22 protein-coding genes are annotated in these 24,733 nt (G+C 62.1%); 12 read left to right on the top strand and 10 right to left on the bottom strand.

The window, feature by feature from the left end:
• Nucleotides 1-50 precede the first annotated feature (50 nt).
• A complete protein-coding gene (locus tag FAZ30_RS03400) occupies nt 51-2,726 on the top strand; it encodes a bifunctional diguanylate cyclase/phosphodiesterase (RefSeq protein ID WP_137008724.1) in 2,676 nt (891 codons plus the stop codon).
• Here FAZ30_RS03400 and FAZ30_RS03395 read toward each other — a convergent pair.
• Nucleotides 2,723-3,649: a LysR substrate-binding domain-containing protein gene (locus FAZ30_RS03395; RefSeq protein WP_137008722.1), complete on the bottom strand. Its 927-nt coding sequence runs from the start codon at nt 3,647-3,649 to the stop codon at nt 2,723-2,725. The two genes, FAZ30_RS03400 and FAZ30_RS03395, sit on opposite strands and share 4 nt — an antisense overlap.
• Before the next feature lie 109 nt (nt 3,650-3,758).
• On the opposite strand from FAZ30_RS03395, the gene FAZ30_RS03390 reads away from it, so the two are divergent.
• Both FAZ30_RS03390 and FAZ30_RS03385 read left to right on the top strand, forming a co-directional pair.
• Entirely contained in the window at nt 3,759-4,367 is a 609-nt protein-coding gene (locus FAZ30_RS03390; protein WP_137008720.1) for an FMN-dependent NADH-azoreductase, read from the top strand.
• Nucleotides 4,368-4,533: 166 nt separating this feature from the next.
• Nucleotides 4,534-6,129 (top strand): sensor domain-containing diguanylate cyclase, encoded by a 1,596-nt coding sequence (locus FAZ30_RS03385; protein WP_137008718.1) that lies wholly within the window; start codon nt 4,534-4,536, stop codon nt 6,127-6,129.
• A gap of 6 nt (nt 6,130-6,135) precedes the next feature.
• On the opposite strand, the gene hemF is transcribed toward FAZ30_RS03385, so the two are convergent.
• The 4 genes from hemF to FAZ30_RS03365 all read right to left on the bottom strand — a co-directional run bounded on the left by hemF (nt 6,136) and on the right by FAZ30_RS03365 (nt 10,472).
• On the bottom strand, nt 6,136-7,044 hold the full coding sequence (gene hemF, locus FAZ30_RS03380; RefSeq protein ID WP_124644541.1) for an oxygen-dependent coproporphyrinogen oxidase: 909 nt from the start codon (nt 7,042-7,044) through the stop codon (nt 6,136-6,138).
• Between the two features lie 429 nt (nt 7,045-7,473).
• Nucleotides 7,474-8,304: an alpha/beta hydrolase gene (locus tag FAZ30_RS03375; protein WP_124644542.1), complete on the bottom strand. Its 831-nt coding sequence runs from the start codon at nt 8,302-8,304 to the stop codon at nt 7,474-7,476.
• A gap of 102 nt (nt 8,305-8,406) precedes the next feature.
• Entirely contained in the window at nt 8,407-9,768 is a 1,362-nt protein-coding gene (locus tag FAZ30_RS03370; protein ID WP_233578550.1) for an ATP-binding protein, read from the bottom strand.
• Nucleotides 9,765-10,472, bottom strand: coding sequence for a winged helix-turn-helix domain-containing protein (locus FAZ30_RS03365; RefSeq protein WP_124644543.1), 708 nt, complete (start codon nt 10,470-10,472; stop codon nt 9,765-9,767). The genes FAZ30_RS03370 and FAZ30_RS03365 overlap by 4 nt, the downstream gene beginning before the upstream one ends.
• Before the next feature lie 167 nt (nt 10,473-10,639).
• Between FAZ30_RS03365 and FAZ30_RS03360 the strand changes: the two genes are divergently transcribed.
• Both FAZ30_RS03360 and FAZ30_RS03355 read left to right on the top strand, forming a co-directional pair.
• A complete protein-coding gene (locus tag FAZ30_RS03360) occupies nt 10,640-12,706 on the top strand; it encodes a carbon starvation CstA family protein (protein ID WP_124644544.1) in 2,067 nt (688 codons plus the stop codon).
• Nucleotides 12,699-12,887, top strand: coding sequence for a YbdD/YjiX family protein (locus FAZ30_RS03355; protein WP_124644545.1), 189 nt, complete (start codon nt 12,699-12,701; stop codon nt 12,885-12,887). The genes FAZ30_RS03360 and FAZ30_RS03355 overlap by 8 nt, the downstream gene beginning before the upstream one ends.
• A 68-nt stretch (nt 12,888-12,955) precedes the next feature.
• On the opposite strand, the gene FAZ30_RS03350 is transcribed toward FAZ30_RS03355, so the two are convergent.
• On the bottom strand, nt 12,956-13,987 hold the full coding sequence (locus FAZ30_RS03350; protein WP_137008716.1) for a YeiH family protein: 1,032 nt from the start codon (nt 13,985-13,987) through the stop codon (nt 12,956-12,958).
• A gap of 177 nt (nt 13,988-14,164) precedes the next feature.
• Here FAZ30_RS03350 and FAZ30_RS03345 point away from each other — a divergent pair, with 177 nt between their 5' ends.
• Nucleotides 14,165-15,031, top strand: coding sequence for a LysR family transcriptional regulator (locus FAZ30_RS03345; RefSeq protein WP_137008714.1), 867 nt, complete (start codon nt 14,165-14,167; stop codon nt 15,029-15,031).
• A gap of 68 nt (nt 15,032-15,099) precedes the next feature.
• Here the strand turns inward: FAZ30_RS03345 and thrB are convergent, their stop codons facing one another.
• From thrB to FAZ30_RS03330, 3 genes are read right to left on the bottom strand one after another with little or no spacing between them, the layout of a single operon-like run.
• Nucleotides 15,100-16,038 carry a homoserine kinase gene (thrB, locus tag FAZ30_RS03340; protein ID WP_137008712.1) on the bottom strand — a complete coding sequence of 313 codons (939 nt, stop codon included), beginning with the start codon at nt 16,036-16,038 and terminating at the stop codon, nt 15,100-15,102.
• 9 nt (nt 16,039-16,047) lie between these two features.
• Nucleotides 16,048-16,368 carry a DUF2782 domain-containing protein gene (locus FAZ30_RS03335; RefSeq protein ID WP_124644549.1) on the bottom strand — a complete coding sequence of 107 codons (321 nt, stop codon included), beginning with the start codon at nt 16,366-16,368 and terminating at the stop codon, nt 16,048-16,050.
• A gap of 27 nt (nt 16,369-16,395) precedes the next feature.
• On the bottom strand, nt 16,396-17,124 hold the full coding sequence (locus FAZ30_RS03330) for an LOG family protein (protein ID WP_124644620.1): 729 nt from the start codon (nt 17,122-17,124) through the stop codon (nt 16,396-16,398).
• Between the two features lie 16 nt (nt 17,125-17,140).
• Here FAZ30_RS03330 and polA point away from each other — a divergent pair, with 16 nt between their 5' ends.
• From polA to FAZ30_RS03300, 6 genes are all read left to right on the top strand, one after another.
• Nucleotides 17,141-19,933, top strand: a complete 2,793-nt coding sequence (gene polA / locus FAZ30_RS03325; protein ID WP_137008710.1) for a DNA polymerase I — start codon at nt 17,141-17,143, stop codon at nt 19,931-19,933.
• Nucleotides 19,934-20,131: 198 nt separating this feature from the next.
• Nucleotides 20,132-20,689: a GspH/FimT family pseudopilin gene (locus FAZ30_RS03320; protein WP_168190907.1), complete on the top strand. Its 558-nt coding sequence runs from the start codon at nt 20,132-20,134 to the stop codon at nt 20,687-20,689.
• A 4-nt stretch (nt 20,690-20,693) separates the two neighbouring features.
• A complete protein-coding gene (locus FAZ30_RS03315; protein WP_168190806.1) occupies nt 20,694-21,107 on the top strand; it encodes a prepilin-type N-terminal cleavage/methylation domain-containing protein in 414 nt (137 codons plus the stop codon).
• Between the two features lie 7 nt (nt 21,108-21,114).
• Complete coding sequence (locus FAZ30_RS03310) at nt 21,115-21,927, top strand: PilW family protein (protein WP_168190805.1); 813 nt, start codon at nt 21,115-21,117, stop codon at nt 21,925-21,927.
• Nucleotides 21,915-22,604 (top strand): pilus assembly PilX family protein, encoded by a 690-nt coding sequence (locus FAZ30_RS03305; RefSeq protein WP_168190804.1) that lies wholly within the window; start codon nt 21,915-21,917, stop codon nt 22,602-22,604. The genes FAZ30_RS03310 and FAZ30_RS03305 overlap by 13 nt, the downstream gene beginning before the upstream one ends.
• On the top strand, nt 22,586-23,023 hold the full coding sequence (locus tag FAZ30_RS03300) for a type IV pilin protein (protein WP_137008700.1): 438 nt from the start codon (nt 22,586-22,588) through the stop codon (nt 23,021-23,023). Before FAZ30_RS03305 ends, FAZ30_RS03300 begins: the two co-directional genes overlap by 19 nt.
• A gap of 129 nt (nt 23,024-23,152) precedes the next feature.
• Here the strand turns inward: FAZ30_RS03300 and FAZ30_RS03295 are convergent, their stop codons facing one another.
• A complete protein-coding gene (locus tag FAZ30_RS03295; RefSeq protein ID WP_137008698.1) occupies nt 23,153-24,688 on the bottom strand; it encodes a DHA2 family efflux MFS transporter permease subunit in 1,536 nt (511 codons plus the stop codon).
• Between the last annotated feature and the right edge of the window lie 45 nt (nt 24,689-24,733).

Below are 24,733 nucleotides of genomic sequence, written 5' to 3'. Positions count from 1 at the left end.
GATAGGGTTTGCTAACATGGCTTTCGGCATCAACCACCCTTCTTTGGCTCATGATCCAGCGTCCGCAACGCATTTATCTGGTGTTTTTCCTGCTGCTGTTCATGGGCACGGCAGCGCTGATTGCTTTTCTGCTGGGCACGGCTTATGTCGAAAAACAGCATCAGGCCGAAGTGAATGCCCGCAATGTGGTGGCCGTGCTGGAGGCCAGGCTGGAGGCGGCCCTGCGTCGTACCCAGGCCAATCTGGAAGAACTGGCCCAGCGCACGCCACTGGCGGCCTTGTCGCTGGCCGCCCGGCCGCAATATGCCGCTACCATGCAGCAGCAACTGGCCTTGCCGGCTCGCCATTTTCCTGAAATCGTCGGCCTGCGGCTGATTGATGCCGAGGGGAATGTGCTTTATGCCTCGGACCGTTTGCTGCCACAAGCCAATGTGCGCGACCGCAGTTATTTCATCGCCCTGAGCCAGCATCCGCAGCAGCCCCTGTTTTTTTCCGAAGTGACCACCGGCCGTATCAATCGCATCCTGCAACTGTATATGGCGGTGCCGATCCGCACGCCGCAGGGTGCTTTTGCCGGTATCGCCATGGCGCCGCTGGATATCGGCTATTTCCAGCAGCTGTTCGATGCGGTGGATCTGGGGCCGCATGGCGTGATTACCTTTCGCCGCAGCGACGATGGCCGGCTGGTGTTACGCCATCCGGCCCGGCCGGGTACCGTCAACCAGACCTTGCATAACAATCCCATGCAGCAGCGGGTGGAAGCCGGCGAACAGCAGGGCGTCATTCGTTTTCATGCTGCCATAGATCATGTAGAGCGGGTTTACGCGTTCAAGCGGGTGGGGGAGTTCCCCTTTTATGTGGCGGCCGGCATTGCCAGCGATGATTTTCTGGCGCAGTGGCATACTACCTTGCTGGGTACGGTGGTGGTGTCCTTGCTGTGCTTGTTGCTGCTGGCCTGGCTGCTGCAGCGCCTGCGCCGGTCGGAAGAGCGGCGGCTGCATGCCAGTGGCGAGTTGCAGGCCAGCGAGGACCGCTTCCTGCAATTGTTCAATTCAGTGGGCGAGGGTATCTGCGGCATGGATGGCCAAGGCCGCTACCTGTTTTCCAATCCGGCAGCCCGCCAGTTGCTGGGCCATGCCGACGAAGCCACCCTGCGCGAGCAGGACCTGCCCGGCCTGATTCATGCCCGGCAGGCTGATGGCCGGCCCTTGCCAGCGACAGACTGCCTGATCCGTCAGGCGGTGCGGCAAGGACAGAGCGTGCATGAGGCCGATGACGTGTTCACCCGGGCCGATGGCAGCCTGCTGGCCGTGCGTTACGATGCCTACCCGCTGCTCAAGGATGGCAAGAATGTCGGCACAGTGCTGTTGTTTCAGGACATTGGCGAGCGCAAGCGGCAGCAGCAGCAGATCGCCTTTCTGGCTCATCACGATGCGCTGACCGGCCTGCCCAACCGCATTCTGGCCGAAGACCGCTTCTGCCAGCTGGCCGGCCTGGCGCAACGTCACGAGGAGCGGCTGGCCATGCTGTTCCTGGATCTGGACGGCTTCAAGACCATCAATGATTCCCTGGGGCATGACGTGGGCGACGAGATGCTGCAAGCCGTGGCGCAGCGCTTGCAGTCCTTGCTGCGCGAGCACGATACCGCCTGCCGGCTGGGAGGGGACGAGTTCCTGCTGTTGCTGCCTGGCATCCGTGGCATGGGCGGGGTGGAGGGGCTGGCACTGCTGATCGGGCGCCTCCTGCACGGCCTGGAGCAGCCTTTCCTGCTGCAAAACCATCAGCTGTCCACCTCGGCCTCTATCGGGGTGGCCTTGTATCCGGACGATGGCGAGGATTTCACCACGCTGATGAAAAAGGCGGATACCGCCATGTATCACGCCAAGGATGCCGGGCGTAACACCTATCGCCTGTTCGATGAGCGGATGAATGTCGAGGCACAGCAGGTATTGCGCTTGCGCAGCCATTTCATGGCCGCGCTGGAGGCCGGCCAGTTTGTGCTGCACTATCAGCCGCAGGTAAGGCTGGCCGATGGCCAGGTGCTGGGGGTGGAGGCGCTGGTGCGCTGGCAGGATGGCGAGCGGCTGATTGCCCCGGCCGAGTTCATCCCCATGGCAGAAAGCAGTGGCCTGATCGTGCCGCTGGGCGAGTGGGTGCTGCACGAAGCCTGCCGCCAGGCGGTGCAGTGGCAGCAGGAGCATGACAGCCCGCTGTGCGTGGCGGTCAATATTTCGGCTGTGCAGTTCAAGCGCGGCAATCTGGAACATACCGTGGCCGAGGCGCTGGCACACAGCGGCTTGCCGCCGCAGCTGCTGGAACTGGAACTGACCGAAACCACCTTGCTGCACCAGACCGAGGCCGTGTTGCACACGCTGTCGCGGCTGAGCGAACTGGGTGTCAGACTGGCCATCGACGACTTCGGCACCGGTTATTCCAGCCTGGCTTATCTCAAGCGGCTGTCGGTCAACAAGCTGAAGATCGATCAATCCTTCATCCGCCATCTGACCGAAGATGCCGACGACGGCAATATCGTCTGCGCCATCATCGAAATGGCGCGCAAGATGCAATTGCAGACGCTGGCCGAAGGGGTGGAAAGCCAGCAGATTGCCGACCTGCTGCGGCAAATGGGCTGCGAGCAGGCCCAGGGCTATCATTTTGCCCGGCCGCTAACGGCCGCCCAGCTGCATGCCGACCTGCTGGCGCAGCGCGCCGGTCGGCCGTCCTAGCCGGCGGGTGGGTAGGAGGGGTGGCCCGGTGGGATCAGGTCGGTCACCAGAAAATCGATAAAGGCACGGATGGCGGGCGACAGGCCGCGCCGGCTGGTAAAGGCCGCGTGCAGAATACCCCAGGGGCTGTTGAACTCCGGCAGCAGCCGCAGCAAGCGTCCTTGCTGCAAGGCCTCGTCACAGACCATCACTGGCAGCGCCGCCACGCCCAGGCCGGCGATGGCGGCCTCCAGCAGCACCAGCAGGTCGTCGGTCATCAGGCGCGGGTTGTCGATTTGCAGGTTATAGGTGTGGCCGGCCTGGTCCAGCAACTGCCACTGGCCACGGCCATCGGGGCGGCTCATGGTCAGCGCCGGCAGCGCGAGCAAGTCGGCCGGTGATTGCGGCATGGGGTGCTGGCGCATGAAGTCCGGGCTGGCCACCAGAATGACCTGGCTGACCGACAGCTGGCGCACTACCAGATTGGCGCTGTTGTCCAGGCTGTTGCGCACGCGCAGGGCGACATCGATATTGTCCTCGATCAGATCTACCCGCCGGTTGGTGGCTTCCAGGCTGACCCGTACCTGTGGATGACGCAGCATGAAGCGTGGCAGTACCGGTGCCAGCAAAGTCTTGGCCAGCAGCTCGGGGCAGCTGACTCGTACCAGGCCACGCGGTTCGGCAGTGATGCGGGCAATGGCATCATCCGCCGCCTCGGCCTCGGCCAGCATGGCCTGGCAATGCTGGTAATAGCTGCTGCCGACTTCGGTCAGTGCCAGCCGCCGCGTGGTACGTTGCAGCAGGCGTACGCCAAGGCGTTCTTCCAGTTCGGCCACCCGGCGCGACAGCCGCGATTTGGGTATGCCCAGCATGCGGCTGGCCGCCATGAAACCACCGAACTCCACCACCTTGGCGAAATACAGCAGGTCGTTGAGGTCTTGCATGAAATTGTCCTATGGGTGGAACAATGTTTCCTTTTTTTGCAGTCTAGTCATGATTGGTAGCAAAAACTACTATTCACCCATACCGAACTGCACAAAAAGGAAGTCCATCATGAAACTGCTACACCTTGATTCCAGCATTCTTGGCCAGAACTCCGTTTCCCGTCAGCTGACTGCCGCCGTGGTGGATGCCGTGCGCCAACGCCATGCCGCCCTTGAAGTCAGCTATCGCGATCTGGCCAGCCAGTCGATTGCCCATTTGTCCGGCGAAATCATCGGTGCCAACTTCACTGCCGAAGCCGACTGGACCGACACCCAGCGTAGCGAAAGCGCGCTGAGCAATGCGCTGATCGAAGAATTCCTGGCTGCCGACGTGCTGGTGATTGGTGCGCCGATGTACAACTTTTCCATCCCGTCGCAGCTGAAGAGCTGGATTGACCGCGTGGCCGCTGCCGGCCGCACCTTCAAGTACACCGAGAATGGCCCGCAAGGCCTGGCCGGTGGCAAGAAAGTGGTGATCGTCTCCAGCCGTGGCGGTGTTTACTCCACCGAGCAGGGCCAGCTGATGGATTTCCAGGAAGACTACCTGCGTACCGTGCTGGGTTTTCTGGGCATCAGCGATATCGAGTTTGTACGGGCTGAAGCGGTCAATATGGGCGACGACAAGCGCGCGACCGCGATTCATGCGGCCAAGGAAGCGATTGCCAAACTCGCGCTCTAATCAGGGGGGGCGTTGTGGGAAAAACGGGTCAATCTGACCCGTTTTTTCAATGCCGGCTTGTGAATCGACCGCGCAAAGTACAGCTCTGCTAACACCCGTGTTAGCGTGTAAGCATATATAAAGTACAGTGCTATCGTGTCGAGAGAGTCGCAAGCGGGTTGGCAATATGCGTAGGATGCTGTTGGGAGAAATGGTGCTGGATCACCAGCGGGCCTTTCGCGGCATATTAACGCTGGTGTTCATGCTATTGGTTGTTTCCAACGGCTGGTATGTCTATTCCCGCTCACTTAGTCTGTCAGATCAGTACGCCCACCGTGCCGTAGTCGGCATCCGCCAGCATTTCGAGAAAATATCCGGTTTTATCGACACCATTCAGGCCGAAGCCGTGCGCGAGCTGCAATGGGGCGAGCAGTCCCGTGATGTGGATGGGCAATTGTCTGCGCTGCGCAATGTGCCGGGGAGCAACTATTTTTCGCTGGACAGCTTGCCACCACCGCTCAGTCATCAGCAGATCGGCAATCTGACCGGGCTGGTGCTGCCCGGCAAGCGGGACCCGGCGCGCCAGCGCGAGATCGCCGTGGCGCTGGGGCTGGCGCCGATGATGACTGCCGCCTATCGCAATCTGGATGACCATGGTGTGGCCTGGGTCTACTACGTGTCACGCCAGCAGTTCATCTACCTTTATCCGTTTACCCCTGCCGCCGATTTCCATTACAGCCTGGCCACGCCCAACGGCGTGTTCTGGCGCATGGTGCTGCCGGAAGTGAATCCGGGAGGGCGGCGGATCATGACCCCGGTGTATATCGATCAGGCGGGCAAGGGTGCCATGCTGACCATCGGCCAGCCCATTGTGGCCGAAGGGCATTTTTACGGCTCTCTGAACATGGATGTCAGTATCAGCACCCTGCATCAGCTATTGAGCAGCTCGGGCGATGTGCTGGGCAAGCTGTATCTGCTGAATGCCCAGAACCAGATTGTCGCGGCCAATACCGAGCAGGCCTTGCCGCAGGAGAATCTGTTGCGCCTGCCGGTGATGGCCGACTACCTCGCCGGCCCCACTGCCCACGTCAAGGTGTTTGCGGTGGGCGATACCGGCATGCGCGTGCTGCATTACCTGCCCAATGGCGTGCTGGCGCTGGAGATCATCAAGGGAACGGCACCCGGCATCGTGGCGGCCTTGCTGCTGTGGCTGGCGCTGGCCTTGCTGACCCGTACCTGGGTGCTCAATCGCGAACTGCGGCGCTTGTCCGAACACGACCCGCTCACCGGCGCCTTGAATCACCGTGCTTTTCAGTCAGCGCTGTCACAGCTGTACCAGGACTACCAGGAGCGCGGACAGGTGTTTTCGCTGGTGATGGTGGACCTGGATCACTTCAAGAGAATCAACGACACCTTCGGCCATGCGGTGGGCGACGAGGTGCTCAAAGTGCTGGTGCGGCTGGCGCGGCGCATGCTGCGCAACCAGGATCTGGTGGCGCGGCTGGGGGGCGAGGAGTTTGTGCTGGTATTGCCGGCCACCGAGCTGCGCGACGCGATGAAGGCGGCCGTGCGTCTGCGTCTGCAGCTGGAACGGCTCAACTGGGCCAAGCTGGGTTTGCCGGATAAAGTCACCGCCAGCATGGGTTGTGCGGTGGTGCTGGCCAGCGACAGCAAGGCCGAGGCCGTGCTGAAACGGGCCGATGATGCCATGTACCGCGCCAAGCAGGAGGGCCGCAACCGGGTCTGTCTCGACCTGCAGGGGCAGCCTCCCGGCGTGGCATAAGCCTGCTCAGACCCAGTCGCGTACCGGCAGGAAGCGCTGGTACAGCTCGGCTTCGGCGCTGCCCTCGGCGGGCTGGTAGCCATACTCCCAGCGCACCAGCGGCGGCATCGACATCAGGATGGATTCGGTACGGCCACCGGTTTGCAGGCCGAACAGCGTGCCACGGTCCCATACCAGATTGAATTCCACATAGCGGCCACGGCGGTAGAGCTGGAACTGGCGCTGCGCCTCGGTCCACGGCGTGGCCTTGCGCTTGTCCACGATGGGGATGTAGGCCTCGGCAAAGCCCAGGCCCACGGCCTGCATGAAGTCGAAGCAGCGGGCAAAACCCCACTGGTTCAGATCGTCAAAGAACAGCCCGCCCACGCCGCGTGCTTCATTGCGGTGTTTGAGGAAGAAATACTCGTCGCACCATTTCTTGTAGTCGGCATACACGGTGTCGCCAAACGGCTGGCACAGCTCGCGTGCCACGCTGTGCCAGTGGACCACGTCTTCTTCCACGCCGTAGTAGGGGGTCAGGTCGAAACCGCCGCCAAACCACCAGATCGGCTCGGCACCATCCTGTTCGGCAATGAAAAAGCGCACATTGGCGTGGCTGGTGGGAACGTGCGGGTTTTCCGGGTGAATCACCAGCGACACGCCCATGGCTTCGAAACGGCGGCCCGCCAGTTCCGGGCGGTGGGCGGTGGCTGATGCCGGCAGCGCATCACCGCTGACATGAGAGAAATTCACCCCGGCCTGTTCGAATACCGCGCCCTGGCTCAGCACGCGGCTGCGCCCGCCACCGCCTGTGGGCCGCTGCCAGGCATCCTCGACAAAGCGCCCCCTGCCGTCTGCCTGTTCCAGTGCGGCGCAGATGCGGTCTTGCAGTTGCAGCAGAAAGGCTTTCACATCATGGGCGTGGGGGTGGCTCATCGTAATATCCTGGGTGGTGGTGTGGCTGGCATTGTAGCAGAGCCATTCCCGGCCGCCGCAGCGCCCGGCGCGGACAAAAAAAGAACCCGCCTGAGGGGGCGGGTTACACAAAGTCACACAAAGGACAGAGGAGAACGGGCCCGTTGCCAGACCCTAAACAGATACAGAGCAAGCACCTTGCCGCAGGCTCGGGGGTTTCTGCGGCATGGCTTGTTTGCATGGAACACAGTGTGCCAGAGCCAGGATGCAGCTCTGTGCGGCTAGCGTCTGGGCTATGTGCCGGCGCTGTGCCGGCTTGATGACATTGCATGACAAAGCGGCGCAGTTTGTTTCGATTGATGAAGCGGGGGAACTTTGCCTGCCGGCAATGACAAAGGGCCGGCACTGCTGGCAGTGTCGGCCCGGTGGCGGCAAATGCGAGGGAGGGGGTCAGGCGGTGAGCGCGTCACCCTGCCACAGCGGCGGTGTGCTGCTGGCCGGGCGCGGCTTGCTGGCCGGACGGGCCCGGAAGAAATCCACACTGCGGGCCAGCACGGCCATGCGTTCGTTATCCACCAGCACCATGTGATAGCTGTCGGACAGCGGCATGAAGTCCACTTCGCCACCCAGGTGGGCCTGCAAGTGACGGGCCGAGCGCGGGCTGGTGATGTCATCTTCGTCGGCATGCACGATCAGCGTGGGGCAGGTAATTTCCTGCAGCCGCGGCATCAGCTGTTTGCGCAGTTTGTCTACCTCGCGGATGCAGGCCAGCGGCACATAGGGATAGTGGAAGCGTTCGCCACGTTCGAAGCGTTGCTGGATCAGCTTGCGGATGCGTTGGTTCTTGATGCCGAAAGGCTCGGCTTCCGGTACGCGCATGCGATTGGCCATGCCCGGCAGGATATAGCCCAGCTTGCGCAGCCAGGTCAGGCGCGGCAGGCTCCAGCCATCTAGGAACAGCGGCGGCGCATACAGTGCCAGCTTGTCCTGGTGGTTTTCCAGCCGCGCCACTTCCAGCGCGACCAGTGCCCCCAGGCAGACGCCAGCCAGATGCACCACGCCATGGCGCTGTTTCAGCGCCCGGTATTCGGCACGCATGCTGGCTATCCAGTCTTGCCAGCCGGTTGCCAGCAGATCGTCCGGTACGGTGCCGTGGCCAGGCAGCAGCGGGACATGGGTATCGATCCCGGCTTCTTCCAGGGTGCGGCCCAGCGAGCCGAGGTCGTAAACGGTGCCACCCAGTCCATGAATCAACAGGGCGGCGGGACGAGGTGAGGGCATGGAAGATTCCGGGCAGGAGAATGAACAGCCTGCAGTATGGCCAAGATAAAGCGGCCAGTCTGTCAGTTTCCTGTCACAGGATTGTGACAGGCTGTGACTCTTTCAGCTGAGGGCAATGCGCAGGGTCAGCCGTGCACCACCCAGCGGGCTCTTGCTGGCAAAGGCATTGCCGCCGTGATGCTCGGCAATCAGCCTGACATAGGACAGTCCCAGACCGTAGCCGCCAGTGGCGCGGTCGCGGCTGCGGTCCAGCCGGCGGAAGGGTTCGAAAATCCGCTCCCAGTCCTGCGGCGGAATGCCGTGGCCATCGTCGTCGACATGAATCTCCAGCATGTTGCCATGGCGCTCTACCACCAGATGCACCTGGTGCTGGGCGTATTTGAAGGCGTTCAGCAGCAGGTTGCGGCTGGCGACATAGATCAGCTTGCGGTCAAAGGTGGCCTGGCCGCGCGCGCAATCCATGGAGAGATTGAGGGTGGCCGGCTTCAGCGGGTTGACCAGATCGAGCAGGTCGTCGAACCAGTCGTACAGATCGACCTGCTCCCGTTGCAGGATGGATTCGCCCCGGTTGAGCTTGGCGTACTCCATGCTGGCGGTGATCAGTTCTTCCAGTTCCTGCATGTCGCGTTCCATGCCGTCGCGGTAGCGCTGACGTTCGGCCTCGTCCTCTTCTTCTTCCAGCATGGTCAGGCCAAAACGCAAACGGGCAATGGGGGTGCGGATTTCATGCGCCACGGCGTGGCTCATGGCCTGATGCATTTCCAGCAGCCGCTCCAGCCGGGCCGCCATGCTGTTGAGGGCGGTGGACAAGGGGGCGAACAGCCGGCTGTGCGCCTGTGGCGTGCGCACATGGAAGTCTCCGTTGGCGAACAGCTCGGCGGCGTCGCGTACCGACACCAGATCGCGCCACATCGGCCGCAGGTAAAAGTAAATCAGCAGCCCCAGCGTGCTGCCGGTAAACAGGATCCACAGCAGCAGCACTTCGATGTCTTCGGTGATCCAGCCGCTGTCATTGCTGTTGCTGGTGGCATCCAGCGGCCCCATCAACACCATGCGGTGCTCGTCCCGCAGCGGGATGTAGAGCAGGTTGTTGTCGAAATCGAGATAGGTTTTGCCGGCAGCGAAGTTCTGCCGGCTGTCGGGGTCGAGGTCGGCCGGTGGCTGGGCGATCAGCTTGACCGGATAGCTGAAATGGCGGGTCAGTTGCGGCAGGATGTGCGCGCGTCCTGCAGGTGGCACCCGCTCCAGTTCCTGCACCAGCAGCGAGGCGGGACCATCCAGCATGCGGCGGGCATTTTCGCTGTCGCTATTCTGGTACAGCTTGCCCAGCATGAAGGCGAAACCGATGATGATGGCCAGCTCGGCGGCCATGGCGATGATGAAATAGCGGGCAAACAGCGTAGCCAGCGAGGTTTTGCCCAGGCGCTGTTTCTTGTCTGTTCGCAACAGGGGGAGTCTCATCATTCCCAATCACTACGGGAAAACAGGTAGCCCTTGCCGCGCACGGTCTTGATGCGGGTGGGCGAATCGGGGCTGTCGCCCAGTTTCTTGCGCAGGCGCGAGATGCGGGCATCGATGGAGCGGTCCAGCCCGTCAAAGCCGATGCCGCGCAGCTCGTTCATGATGTCGTCGCGCGACAGCACCTGGCCGGCATGGCTGGCCAGCAGCCACAGCAGGTCGAATTCGGCAGTGGTCAGTTCCATTTCTTCGCCGGAAAGATAGGCGGAGCGCGTGCCCTGGCTGATGTTGAACTGGCCGAACACCAGTTCATCGTTGTCGCCACTATTGCTGCTGTCGCCATCATCGACGCCACGGCGCAGCAGGGCGCGCACCCGTGCCAGCAGGCGGCGTGGCTCTACCGGCTTGGCCAGATAGTCGTCGGCCCCCAGTTCCAGCCCGAGGATTTCGTCCACGTCCTCATCCCGCGCCGTCATGATCAGGATGCGGCCGTGATAACGCAGCCTGACCTCGCGGCAGACATCGAAGCCCTCTTTGCCCGGCAGCATCACATCCAGAATCACCAGGTCTGGCCGGGTGTCCAGAATCACATCGGCGGCGGTATCGCCGCGACCATGCAGGCTGACCTGATAACCGTGTTTGCCAAGGTAGGCGGAGATCAGCTGCGCCAGATGAATGTCGTCTTCGATAATCAGAATGTGGGGTGTCATGCCATGCCTGCGAAAATCAATGGGGGAAATAGTATCACCATGTATGGCATGGCTGGCATCCGGCTTGTATTTCCCGGTTTATGCGGACAGAATCGACGCTGCACATACCAAGCAGTCAGGCCGGCTTCAGCAGCGGCCCATGATCAACCAAGGACAGAGAAAATTACATGCAACGCTTAAAGGAATGGGCAATCTGGATTGCCGTGGCCCTGGCGGGCGCCGTCGCTTTTGCCGTGGTGGCACTGAATCGCGGCGAGCCGGTCAATGCCATCTGGCTGGTGGTGGCCGCGGTGTCGGTGTACTCCATCGCTTACCGTTTTTATGGCCGCTTTATTGCCAAGACCGTGCTGGAGCTGGATGCCAAACGGCTGACTCCGGCAGAACGGCACAATGACGGCCTGGATTACGTGCCGACCAACAAGTGGGTGGTGTTTGGCCATCACTTCGCCGCGATTGCCGGGGCGGGGCCGCTGGTGGGGCCGGTGCTGGCTGCACAGATGGGCTATCTGCCGGGCACGCTGTGGATTCTGATCGGCGTGATGCTGGCCGGTGCAGTACAGGATTTCCTGGTGCTGTTCCTGTCCATGCGCCGCGACGGCAAGTCGCTGGGTGAAATGATCCGGCTGGAGCTGGGGCCGATTCCCGGGGTGATTGCCTCCATCGGTATCCTGATGATCATGATCATCCTGCTGGCGGTGCTGGCGCTGGTGGTGGTCAAGGCGCTGACTGGCAGCCCGTGGGGCAGCTTCACCATTGCCTGCACCATTCCGATTGCCCTGTTCATGGGGATCTATACCCGCTATATCCGCCCGGGCAAGATCGGCGAGATCTCCGTCATCGGCTTTGTCCTGCTGATGCTGGCCATTGTCTATGGTGGCGATGTCGCCAAGAGCGCCACGCTGGCGCCGCTGTTCACCCTGCAGGGCACGACGCTGGCCTGGGTGCTGATCGGCTACGGCTTTGTGGCCTCGGTACTGCCGGTGTGGCTGCTGCTGGCTCCGCGTGACTATCTGTCCACCTTCCTCAAGATCGGCACCATCATCGGTCTGGCCATCGGCATCCTGATCGTGGCACCGAACCTGCACATGCCGGCGCTGACCAAGTTCATCGACGGCAGCGGCCCGGTATTCGCCGGCAACCTGTTCCCCTTCCTGTTCATCACCATTGCCTGCGGTGCCGTGTCCGGCTTCCACGCGCTGGTGGCCTCGGGAACCACGCCCAAGCTGATCGAGAACGAAACCCACGCCCGCGTTATCGGCTACGGTGCCATGCTGATGGAAAGCTTTGTCGCCATCATGGCGCTGATCGCCGCCTGCGTGCTGGACCCGGGTGTGTACTTCGCCATGAACAGCCCGGCCGCCGTCATCGGCAAGACCGCAGTGGATGCGGCGCAAGTCATTTCCAGCTGGGGCTTTGTCATCACCCCGGATGTGCTGACGCAGATGGCCAAGGACGTGGGCGAATCCACCATCCTGTCGCGTGCCGGTGGCGCACCGACGCTGGCGGTGGGCATGGCGCATATCCTGTCCGGCGTGATTGGCGGCAAGACCATGATGGCCTTCTGGTATCACTTTGCCATCCTGTTTGAAGCGCTGTTCATTCTCACCACCATCGATGCCGGTACCCGCGTGCTGCGCTTCATGATTCAGGATCTGCTGGGCATTTTCATCAAGCCGATGGCCAATACCGAGTCCTGGGGAGCCAACCTGATCGCCACCGGCCTGGCCGTGGCGGGCTGGGGTTACTTCCTGTATCAGGGCGTGGTCGATCCGCTGGGTGGCATCAACACCCTGTGGCCGCTGTTCGGCATTGCCAACCAGATGCTGGCTGGCATTGCACTGATCCTGGCCACTGTGGTGCTGATCAAGATGCAAAAACTGCGCTATGTGTGGGTGACTGCGGTCCCCACCATCTGGCTGCTGATCGTTACCCTGGTGGCCGGCTGGCAGAAGCTGTTCCACGCCAGCCCCAAGATCAGCTTCCTGGCCCATGCCAACAAGTTCTCCACCGCTGCGGCCAAGGGTGAAGTGCTGGCCCCGGCCAAGAGCCTGGCGCAAATGCAGCAGATCATCTTCAATGATTATGTGGATGCCACGCTGACTGCCATGTTCATTGCCGTGGTGGTGGCCATGCTGGTGTTCTCGGTCAATGTCATCCGCAAGGCGCTGGCCGTGAAGTGGGTCACCACCAAGGAAGTGCCGGCGGTCTATCGTCAGGGAGAAGCCAATGTCTGAGTTGTTGCGCCAGCTGGCCGAGGCAGCCCGGCTGATGGTGGGGGTGAAAGACTACGACAAGTATGTCGCCAGCCGCCGCCGTTGCAGCCCCAATGCCCCGGTCATGAGTCGCGAGGCCTTTTTCGCCCATTGCCAGTCCGAGCGTTACGGTGGCAAGTCGATGAAAAAGTGCCCGTGCTGATTTTCAGTCAGCCATAGCGAAACCGCCCGAATCCGGGCGGTTTTCTTTTGCCTGATGGCAAACGGTGTTCAGATCAGGTGAACCAGATAGCTGATGCCGCTGTTGATCAGCGTGCCGCCAATCAGCAGCCAGGCAAACAGGGCGCTGGCCAGCCACATCGGCTTGCTGCCGGCGCGGCGGATGGCGGAAAAGTGCGTGGTCAGGCCCAGGGCACCCATGGCCATGGCCAGCAGCAGATTATCCAGCGCAATCAGCTGGGCCACCCAGGCTTGCGGCAGCCAGTGCAGTGAATTGAAACCGGCCATGGCCAGAAAACCCAGGGCAAACCACGGAATGGTGATGCGGCGTGCCTCGCTGCTGCCGGATTGGTGGCGACGGGCCAGCCAGGTCGACAGGATCACCAGAAACGGTGCCAGCATCATGACCCGGATCATCTTGGTAATCACCGCGCTGGTAGCGGCTTGCTCGCTGACCGCACGGCCGGCGGCTACGGCCTGTGCCACTTCATGCACGGTGGAACCGGTAAACACGCCATAGGCAAATTCGGATACGCCGAGTGTCTGGACCAGCGAAAACAGCAGGGGGTACAGAAACATGGCCAGGGTGCCGAAGACCACCACCGTGGCTACCGCCACCGCTACTTTTTCAGCATGTGCCTTGAGCACGGGTTCGGTGGCCAGGATGGCGGCTGCGCCGCAGATGGAGCTGCCGGCCCCGATCAGGATGACGCTTTGCTCGTCCAGCCCCAGCTTGCGCCGGCCCAGCCAGAAGGCCAGCAAAAAGGTGGAGCTCAGCACGCAGGCATCGATCAGGATGCCGCTGATGCCGACTGCGGCGATGTCCTGAAACGTCAGCTTGAAGCCGAACAGGATGATGCCCAGGCGCAGGATCTGGCCCTTGGCAAAGGTGACGCCGCTGTGGCTGGGCAGGGCAATGCGCGGATAGATGGTGTTGCCGAGCACCATGCCGCCGACGATGGCAATGGTTAGCGCCGACAGGCCCAGCTGGCTGAACCAGGGCAGTGCGGCGGCATGGAGCGAACCCAGTGCCAGAACCAGGACCAGCAGCAGGCCGGGTGTGTGCTGACGTAGTGTGTTCATGATGAGCTACCTGCAAGAAGTGAGGGCGTTTTGCCCCGATGTCTGAACGATACGCCGCCGCATTAAAGTTGAAAAACGGATAAAATATCTGAAAACAATTAGAAAAATTAATATATTGAGTGGGGTGCAATCCGGCTGGCCACCTTGTCTGGTGAGCAGCCGCAACAGGAGCGGCAGATGGCATTGCGTTTGAGCTTGCGTGAACTGGAAGTATTTGTGGCGGTGACCGAGCAGGGCACGGTCACGGCGGCGGCGGAGCAGGTGGCACTGACCCAGTCAGCCGCCAGCCAGGCACTGGCAGCCTTGGAAGCCGGGCTGGCGGCTCCCCTGTTCGACCGCGTGGGACGGCGGCTGGTGCTGAACGAACACGGCCGGCTGCTGCTGCCGCGAGCCCGCGCCATGCTGGATGCGGCGCAGGACATGCAGCGCTTGTTCGATAGCCAGGCGGCGATGCATGTGCGGCTGGCTGCCAGCACCACCATTGCCAATTATCTGTTGCCGGAACAGATTGCCCGTTTCCAGTTGCAGCAGCCGCAGGCCAGGGTGGAATTGCTGGTGGCCAATACTGCCGACGTGGTGGAGGCGGTAGCCGGCTTCAAGGTGGACATGGGTTTCATCGAAGGGCCCTGCCACCATCCGGACATCGTGGTCGAGCCATGGCAGGACGATATCCTGGTGGTGTTTGCCGCCGCCAGCCATCCGCTGGCGCAGGGGGCGGTCAGCTTGTCACGGCTGGCGCAGGCGCAGTGGGTATTGCGCGAAAGCGGTTCCGGCACGCGCGAGGAAGTGGAGCGCTTGTTGCTGCCGCATGTGGGCGGCTTTGCCCAGGTGATGGAAATGGGCCATTCCGAAGCCATCAAACGGGCGGTGGCCGCCGGGCTGGGGGTGAGCTGCCTGTCCTTGCATGTGGTGCGCGAGCTGCTGGACAGCGGGCAGGTGGTGGCGGTGCTGGCCCCGCTGCCCACCTTGCATCGCACCCTGTACCGCATTCATCACAAGGACAAGAGCCAGACGCGCGGCATGCTGGCATTCAACCGGATGTGAAGCTGCCGTGGGCAGGATGTGCGCATGGCAGCTTCCGCTAGCGGCAGCGCACGGCTGCCGGCAGCTTCTTACAACCAGAAGTCACTGCGCTGGCGATGGGCTTCCACCAGACGCTGGAATACCTTCGGGTCCTTGGTGTAGGTCAGCTCGCCCGCCATGGGCTGGTAGAGGTCGAGCAGGCGCGAGGTCCAGAAACGCAGTGCAGCGGCACGCAACATCACCGGCCAGGCGCGGACTTCCTCGGCCGTCAGTGTGCGCACCGACTGGTAGCCGGCCAGAAAGGCAGTGGCCCGTTCCGGACAGATGCTGCCGTCTTCCAGCCGCGTCCAGTCGTTGAAGGCAATGGCCACGTCGTACAACAGGATGTCGTTGCAGGCGTAGTAAAAGTCGATGAAGCCGGCAATCTTGTCGCCGTCTATCAGCACATTGTCCTTGAACAGGTCGGCATGGATCACGCCGCTGGGCAGGTGGTCGAAGCGGTGCTGGTCCTGAAACTGGATTTCCTGGCGCAGGCTGGCCGCGTCGGCCTCGTCCATGAAGGCATACATGGCGCTGGCGGTTTCGCTCCACCAGCGCGGGCCACGCGGATTGGCCATCTTGTGCGGGAAGGTGGTGCTGGCCACATGCATCTGGGCCAGCATTTCACCCACGGCCCGGCATTGCACGGCGCTGGGCTGGCTGATGTCGGCACCGGACAGGCAGCTGACCAGACAGGCCGGTTTGCCGGCCAAGAGCGAGGCAAACTGGTCGGTATGATCGGCCAGCGGTGCCGGGCAGGCCACGCCGTGCCGCGCCAGATGGCTCATCAGCGTCAGGTAGTAGGGCAGTTCTTCCAGCTTCAGGGTTTCGAAGATGGTGAGGACGTAACGGCCATGGGTGGTGGTGACAAAGTAATTGGTATTGGTGACGCCAGCGGCAATGCCCTTGAGTTCGACCAGCTGGCCGAGCGCATAGCGGCTCAGCCAGCTTTGCATCATGTCATCGCTGACGGTGGTGTAAACCGACATGCCTGTTCCTCAGAAGCGCTTGAGAACCCATTGCGGGATGATGATGCGGCGATTCGGGTCCACCTGCTTCATGCTGCCATTGCCCTCTTCATCCATCAGGTAATAGGGAAAACCGATGGAGGGGGTCACTTTCATCATGTAGAGCTGACCATTGAGGCGGTATTCCTCGATCTTGTCGTCGCCACGCTGGATGATGCGTACTTCCGGCTCGGCCGTGCCGGCGGCATCCTGCGAAATGGTGGGCGGCGGCGGGATGGTGGCGGGGGCCGGTGTTGCGGCCCAGGCGGCCGACAGCGGCAGCAGGGCGAGTAGGGCAAGGAAGCGGCGCATGATGATGGGTCCTTGGTGACTGTGTCGTTACAGGTTGAGCAGTTTTTCGCGTTCTTCCGGCAGAGCCTCGAAGCCGCGGGTTTCGTAGTGCTTGAAAATGGTTTCCACGATCTGGCTGGGGTCGTCGATCAGCTGGATCAGGTTCACGTCGTCAGGGTTGATCATACCTTCTTTTACCAGATGGTTTTTTACCCAGTCGATCAGACCGGTCCAGAATTCGCTGCAGCACAGAATGATGGGGATGGGGCGCGACTTGCCGGTCTGGATCAGCGTCAGCGCCTCGAACATTTCATCCAGCGTGCCAAAGCCGCCCGGCATCACCACATAGGCAATGGCATGCTTGACGAACATGACCTTGCGGCTGAAAAAGTGGTTGAACTTGATCGACAGATCCTGGTATTCGTTGGGCTTCTGTTCGTGTGGCAGCACGATGTTCAGCGCCACCGACGGGCTCTTGCCATAAAAAGCGCCCTTGTTGGCCGCTTCCATGATGCCGGGGCCACCACCGGAAATCACCGAAAAGCCGGAATCAGAAAGAAGCCGGGCCACTTCCTCGGTCAGCTTATAATAGGGATGGTCGCGCGGAGTGCGGGCGCTGCCGAAGATGCTGACTGCCGGCGTGATGCCTTGCAGTTCTTCGGCCGAGTCGACAAACTCCGACATGATCTTCATCACGTGCCACGCCTCGCGCGAGCGGAAGCGCTGCATCATGTCGTAACGATCACTGGTCTGCGGCAACTTATCGGACAAGCTCATCATTCGCCCCTCTTCTATGAAAACATTGTTATTGATCGACGGCTCTTCCTACCTGTATCGCGCCTTTCACGCGATGCCCGATTTGCGTTCTCCGGATGGCCGGCCCACCGGGGCGGTTTACGGCATGGTCAACATGCTGCGCCGGCTGGAGAAAGAGGTGCAGTTCGATTATAGCGCCTGCGTTTTCGACGCTAAAGGCAAGACTTTCCGCGATGAGTTGTACCCGGAATACAAGGCCAACCGGCCTTCCATGCCGGAAGAGCTGGCCGCACAGATTAAGCCGGTGCATGAGGTGGTGCAAGCTTCGGGCTGGCCGCTGCTGATGGTGGACGGCGTGGAAGCCGACGATGTCATCGGCACGCTGGCCCGGATGGGCGAGGCGGCGGGCTTCCAGGTCATCATCTCCACCGGTGACAAGGACATGGCCCAGTTGGTGACGCCGCAGGTGGCGCTGGTGAATACCATGACCAATGAAAACCTGGATCAGGCCGGAGTGAAAGAGAAATTCGGCGTGCCGCCGGAACGCATCATCGACTACCTCACCCTGATCGGCGACAAGGTGGACAACGTCCCCGGCGTGGACAAATGTGGCCCCAAAACGGCAGTGAAGTGGCTGGAAGAATACGGCACGCTGGACAACATCATTGCCAATGCCGAAAAAATAGGCGGCAAGGTGGGCGAGAACCTGCGTGCCGCACTGGACTGGCTGCCGCGCGGCCATGAGCTGATCACCATCAAGTGCGATGTCGATCTGCAGCAGGACATGCCCTATGGCCTGAACAGCCTGCAGCACGGGGTGAAAGATCGTCCGCGCCTGGCCGAACTGTTCAAGGACCAGGGCTTCCGCACCTTTTACCGCGAAATGACCGAAGGCGAAGACGTCCCGGTCAGCAGCCCGCTGGCTGTGGATACCCCGGTCACCGCCCCCGGTCATACCGACGACCTGTTTGCTGGCGAAGCGGCAGCCGTGGTCAGTCAGCCGCTGGCCAGCCCGCCTGCCGTGGCGCGCCAGTACCACACCATTCTGGATGAGGCCGCACTGGCGCTGTGGCTGGACAAGTTGGGCAGCGGCGCACTGGTGTCGCTGGACACCGAAACCACCAGCCTCGACCAGATGCAGGCGCACATCGTTGGCATCAGCTTTGCCCTGCAGGCTGGTGAAGCAGCCTACCTGCCGCTGGCGCACCACTATGCCGGCGCACCGCAGCAACTGGCGCTGGATGACGTATTGGCCCGACTCAAGCCCTGGCTGGAAGACGCCAGCAAGCCCAAATGCGGCCAGAACCTGAAGTACGACCGCCACGTGTTTGCCAACCATGGCATTAGCCTGGCCGGGGTGGTGGACGACTCCATGCTGGCTTCCTATGTGCTGGAAAGCCACCAGCGCCACAATATGGATGATCTGGCGGCGCGCCATCTGGGCGAAACCACGGTCAGCTACGAAGACATCTGCGGCAAGGGTGCCAAGCAGATCGGCTTTGCCGAAGTGGATGTCGACACTGCCGCCAATTACGCGGCGGAAGATGCCGACATCACCCTGCGGCTGAACCAGTACTTTGCCCCGCAACTGAGCGGCCGGCTGGGCGAAATCTACCGCGACATCGAATTGCCGGTGGCCGAGGTGTTGTTCCGCATGGAACGCAATGGCGTGCTGATCGACCGTGAGCAACTGGCGGCGCAGAGCCATCAGCTGGGTACGCAAATGCTGCAGCTGGAAAGCCAGGCCTATGAGCTGGCCGGCCAGCCCTTTAACCTGAACTCGCCCAAGCAGCTGCAGGAAATCCTGTTCGGCAAGCTGGGCATTCCCACCAAGGGCATCAAGAAAACCCCGTCCGGCGGTTTTTCCACCGATGAATCAGTGCTGGAAACCCTGGCGCTGGATCACCCCCTGCCCAAGTGCATCCTGCAATATCGCGGTCTGGCCAAGCTCAAGTCCACCTATACCGACAAGCTGCCGACCCTGATCAATCCCGCTACCGGCCGGGTGCATACCAATTACTCGCAGGCGGTGGCGATTACCGGGCGCTTGGCCAGTTCCGACCCTAACCTGCAAAACATTCCGGTGCGTACCGCCGAAGGCCGCCGCGTGCGCGAGGCTTTTATCGCCAAGCCGGGCCACAGCATTGTCAGTGCCGACTATTCGCAGATCGAGCTGCGCATCATGGCCCATCTGTCCGACGACGAAGGCATGCTGGCGGCCTTTGCCAGTGGCGAGGACATCCACAAGGCCACGGCTGCCGAGGTATTTGGCGTGGCGCTGGGGCAGGTGAGCAGCGAGCAGCGCCGCGCGGCCAAGGCCATCAACTTTGGCCTGATCTACGGCATGAGCGCCTTTGGCCTGGCTGCCCAGCTGGACATCGAGCGCAGCGCCGCCCAGCAATACATCGACCGCTATTTCATGCGTTATCCGGGTGTGGCCGAGTATATGCAGCGCACCCGCGAAAGCGCGCGCGAGCACGGCTATGTGGAAACCGTGTTCGGCCGCCGCCTGTATCTGCCGGAAATCAGGCTGTCCAATCCGGCACGTCGTGCCGGGGCCGAGCGCGCCGCCATCAATGCGCCGATGCAGGGCACCGCCGCCGACCTGATCAAGCTGGCGATGATCGCGGTACAGCACTGGCTGGAGCAGGACGGCCTGTCCAGCCTGCTGATCATGCAGGTACACGATGAACTGGTGCTGGAAGTACCCGCCGCTGAGCTGGAACTGGTCAAACAGAAATTGCCGCAGATCATGGCCGGCGTGGCCGCGCTGAAAGTGCCCTTGTTGGCTGAGGTGGGGGCGGGCAGTAGCTGGGAAGCGGCACACTGATTACCGTACTGCGGTCGCATTCTTTCTCGAAGCCATCCATCCGGGTGGCTTTTTCTTTGCTTGATCCGGGCAGGAGTGTCTGGATATCAGAGTATTCCGCGCTGATCTCAGCACAAGCCACAAGCCGGCACGGGTATGGCGGAGCAGGATGTCCAGTCCTGCCCATCATTTGCTGGCGCTCACGGAGGTGGCCTGCCCATGTCCCGTTCTGTTGCTTGCCGCCGCGGTGGCGGTTTTACCTTGTACGAGTTGTTGATCGTGCTGGCGGTCAGCGCGATCTTGCTGGGCCAGACACTGCCAGCCATGCAGAACATGCTGGAACGGCAGCGCTTGCTGGCCCGTGGCCAGCTATTGCAATCCGGCCTGCAATTGGCGCGCAGCGAGGCCATTCGCGGCAATCGCACCGTGTGGGTGTGTGCACTCAATAGCAAGGTCAATCTGGAGATTCAGGGCTGCCAGCCTGGCACTGCCTCTGCCGGTAACTGGGGCGAAGGCATGCTGGTGTTTGCCGATGCGCCATCCAGGCCCAATGGCCGCTACGACAGCGGCGAGCGGCTGCATCACCTGCTGTTCAGCAGCGCCAAGGTACAGCTCAGTGCCAATCGACAGGATTTTGCCTTTACCGCCCACGGTCGCCTGCACAGTGGTCCGGCACCGCGTTTTCACTTGCGCACCCCTGGTGGCCAGTGTCACAGCCTGCTGTTGCAGCCCAGTGGCAAGGCGCAATGGTGTAGCCAGGACAACTGCTGTGGCTAGGCGGGTGCCCAACCGGGGTTTCAGTCTGGTCGAGGTGATGCTGGGCTTGCTGATCCTGCTGTTTGGCCTGCTCAGCCTGTCTGGCATGGCCGGGCAGAGTTTGCGGCAGTTACGCGGCAGCGATGCCGACAGCCGGCTGTTGCTGGCCAGTCTGAATCTGGCCGAAGCCATGCAGGCCGATCGGCAGCAGACATTGCCCTCCGGCAGTAGCGGGCAATATACCCGCGTAGCGCTGGCGCAGTTGCAGCAGGATGCCGGCACACTGTGGCCGGAGGGCCAGCCGATAAGCCCCTTGCTCTGTCGCCATGTCGGGCCTTTGCCGGCAGTGCCGGCGGCGGCAGGCTGTCAGGCCAGCGGCAGACTATGGCTGTTGCAGCCGGCCGCAGCGGCGGGGCCTTTGCCCCTGGCGCTGGAGTAGGCAGCTGATGTCGGCGCCGCGTGGGTTCTCGCTGGTGGAGCTGATGCTGAGCATGTTGCTGGGGCTGTTGCTGTGCGGTCTGTTGTGGCAGAGCTTGCAGGCCGCATTGCAGAGTCGCAGCTTTGCCAGCGCCCGGCTGGCATCACAACAGGAAGCACGTTTTGTGCTGCAACAACTGGCGCGTGATCTGCGCATGGCCGGCAGTTTTGCTTGTGCCGGCCCGGCGCAGTGGCCAGGGCGCGGGACGCTGCTCATGCCACAGGCAGGAGAGGGCGTGCTGAGCCTGAGCTATGGCGATGGCGGTATCGCCCTGCTGGCCGAGCCGGTCGATAGCAGCAGCCAGATTAGCCGCTTGCGCTTGCTGCAGCCGGCACCGGCCTGGCCGCCAGGGCAGCTTCTGCTACTGGCCAGCTGCCGTCGTATCGATCTGCTGACGCTGGATGCTGATGTTTTCTTGCAGCAGCAGGATGGGTCATCCTGGTTGCAACTGGCTCCCGGCAGCCCGCTGCTGGCACACATGGCCGAGCATCATCTGCCATCACTCGAATTACTGGCTTTGCAGCAGCGTCATTACCGGCTGGGCCAGGGCAGTACGGCGGGCGAGCTGTGGCTGGAGCAAAACGGTCAGCCGGCGCTATGGCTGGCCAGCGGCATTGCCAGCTTGCAGCTGCTGGCAGAAACGCTGCCAGCCTGTCCGGGCGGTGCGCCGCGGCAGTGGTGGACCTTGCAACTGGGCATGCGCCAAGCCAGCGGCAGCACCACTGCCATGCCGTATCGTTTGCAGCTGATGAGCCGGGCGGGGTCTGCATGTCTGGCCTGAATCGCCCGCGTGCGCGTGGGGTGGTCTTGGTGACGGCCTTGCTATTGCTGCTGTTGATGAGCGCGCTGGTGTTGGGGCTGAGCCGGCTACTGCGGGATGAGCAGCGCATCGGCAGCCAGCTGGATGATGCCCAGCGCGCCTTTCAGTTGGCTGAGCTGGGCTTGCAGGCTGGTGAGCAGGCCTTGACCAGGCTACCGCTGACTGCGCAAGTGGCCGGCATGAGCCGCAATGCGCTGCGGCAGGCCGATGCGCCGTTTACCCTGTCCTGTCGGCAGATGGCCAATCCCGCGGGTTGGCAGCAGGGCTTATGCCTGTCGGCAACGTTGGCCGGCCAGGAAATCGCCCCACCCTGGCAAAGGCTGGATGAGGCCGGCGTGGCTTTGCTGCATCCTTGTGGCGCGGCATTGCGGCTGGTGCTGCAGCCCATCGCGACGGCGGGACGCTGCCCGGCGGTGACCACCGGGCCATGGTTCTGGAGTGACCCGCATTATCTGCTCGAGCTGCTGGACCCGCAGTATGTGGATGGCGAACAGCGGGGCCTGCTATTACGGGTGACTGCGCGTGGCTGGGGCCGTTTGCCGGATAGCGCGGTGACCTTGCAAAGCCATGTGCTGCTGTTGCCGGATGCCACGGGCAGCCTGCGTAGCAGGAGGCTGGCATGGCGCGAATTACGCTGAACGGCAAGCGCAGCGGCTTCAGTCTGCTTGAATTGCTGACGGTGCTGGCCATGCTGTCGCTATTGCTGCTGATGGCTCTGCCATTGTGGCGGGGGCATGTGCTCCGGCTGCACCAGGCCGAAGCCAGGGTGGCGCTGCTGCAGGCCAGCCACTTTATGGAGCAGTGGCGCAGCGAGCATGGCCGCTATACCGAAGGCAGCGGCCACTGGCCGACCTTGCCGGTGACGGCGACCAGCCATTACCAACTCAGCTTTGGTGCGCAGGATGGCAATGCGCGGGCCGACAGTTTCCAGTTGCGCGCCATTCCCAAACCAGAAGAGGCCTGGCTGGGCGAGGAAATGCTGGTGCTGGATCAGGACGGCAATATCCGGCTGTGTGCCGACAATGATGCCGGCCAGTTGCGCTGCCGGGTGGATTAGCCTAGCTTGGTGGCGCAGACGAACAAGGCCCGCATCATGCGGGCCTTGTTTTTACAGACGGTTTGAGAGCGGCTAACAAGAGCGTAGCGCCCCTGGGGCAACGCTGGAGCGGGGGGGTGTTATCGGGTCTTAATGCGCCCCGCTGTCGGCTGCGCCGCTGGAGGTGAAGGGCGGACGGGCAAACCACACCAGGCCAATCAGCGCGACAAACATGATGCCGAACAGCCAGAACACCTCGTTCACGCCGATCAGCGAACCCTGGCGGGTAATCTGCAGCGCCGTGTAGGCCTGCTGCTGGCTGGTGGACATGCCGGTGCTTTCCAGCAGGCGGAACCACATCAGGCTGGCCTGATCGTATAGCGTCACATGCTGGGTCAGCTGGGCGTGGTGCAAGGCTTCGCGCCGGTCCCACAGCGTGGTGGTGATCGAGGTGCCGATACTGCCGGCCAGAATGCGCAGGAAGTTGGACAGGCTGGAGGCACTGGCAATCTGATCCGGGCGCAAGCCGGACAGGGTGATGGTGGTCAGCGGCATGAAGAAGCAGGCCACACCGATACCCTGGATGAACTGCGGCCATACCACATAGGCGAAACTCATGTCGGTATTGAAGGTGCTGCGCCAGAAGAAGCACAGGGCATAGATGCTGAAGCTGATGGTGACCAGCCAGCGCATGTCCAGCCGGTGCGCGTTCTTGCCGATGATGGGCGACAGGAATACCGGCAGAATGCCGATGGGTGCCGCGGCAAGGCCGGCCCAGGTGGCGGTATAGCCCATCTGGGTTTGCAGCATCAGCGGCAGCAGCACCACCGCGCCAAAGTACAGCATGAAGCCCAGGCTGATGGCGACGGTGCCGACGGTGAAGTTGCGTTTGGCAAACAGGGTGAGGTCGACAATGGGGTGTTTTTCCCCCAGCTCCCAGATCACCAGATAAACCAGCGACACTGCCGACACGATGGCCAGCACCACGATTTCGGTGGAGTTGAACCAGTCCAGCTCCTTGCCCCGGTCCAGCATCATCTGCAGCGCACCCACGCCGACGATCAGCAGCGCCAGGCCCAGCTTGTCGATGGGCTGGCGCACCAGGCCGGTTTCCCGTTCTTTCAGGATCTTCCAGCTGATGAAGGCAGCAGCCACCCCCACCGGCACGTTGATGAAGAAGATCCAGCCCCAATGCCAGTTATCACTGATGACACCACCCAGAATCGGGCCGAACACCGGTGCCACGATCACCGTCATCGCCCATAGCGCCAGCGCCAGCCCTTTCTTGGCTGGCGGGTAGCAGGACATCAGCAGGCTTTGCGACAGCGGAATCATCGGGCCGGCTACCGCGCCTTGCAGCACGCGGAACAGAATCAGCATTTCCAGGCTGTTGGCCATGCCGCACATCCACGAGGTGAGCACGAACAGCAGGGTGGAAATGGTAAACAGCTTGACTTCGCCCACCTGCTTGGCCAGCCAGCCGGTCAGCGGCACGGCGATGGCATTGGCCACGCCGAACGAGGTAATGACCCAGGTGCCCTGGCTGGTGGCGGCACCGAGGTTGCCGGAGATGGTGGGTAGTGCCACGTTGGCAATGGTGGTGTCCAGTACCTGCATGAACACCGACATCGACAGCGCCAGCGTGATCCACACCAGGCGCGAACCTGACAGTGGTGGATGATTCATGACGGAAAGTCCTCAAGACGGCGCTGCCGGCGCGGCATGTTGCCG

This window comes from Aquitalea aquatilis (assembly GCF_005155025.1).
GTDB classification, from domain to species: Bacteria; Pseudomonadota; Gammaproteobacteria; order Burkholderiales; family Chromobacteriaceae; genus Aquitalea; species Aquitalea aquatilis.
The sequence above is the reverse complement of the archived record's forward strand: the minus strand, read 5'-3'. Positions and strand labels throughout refer to the sequence as shown.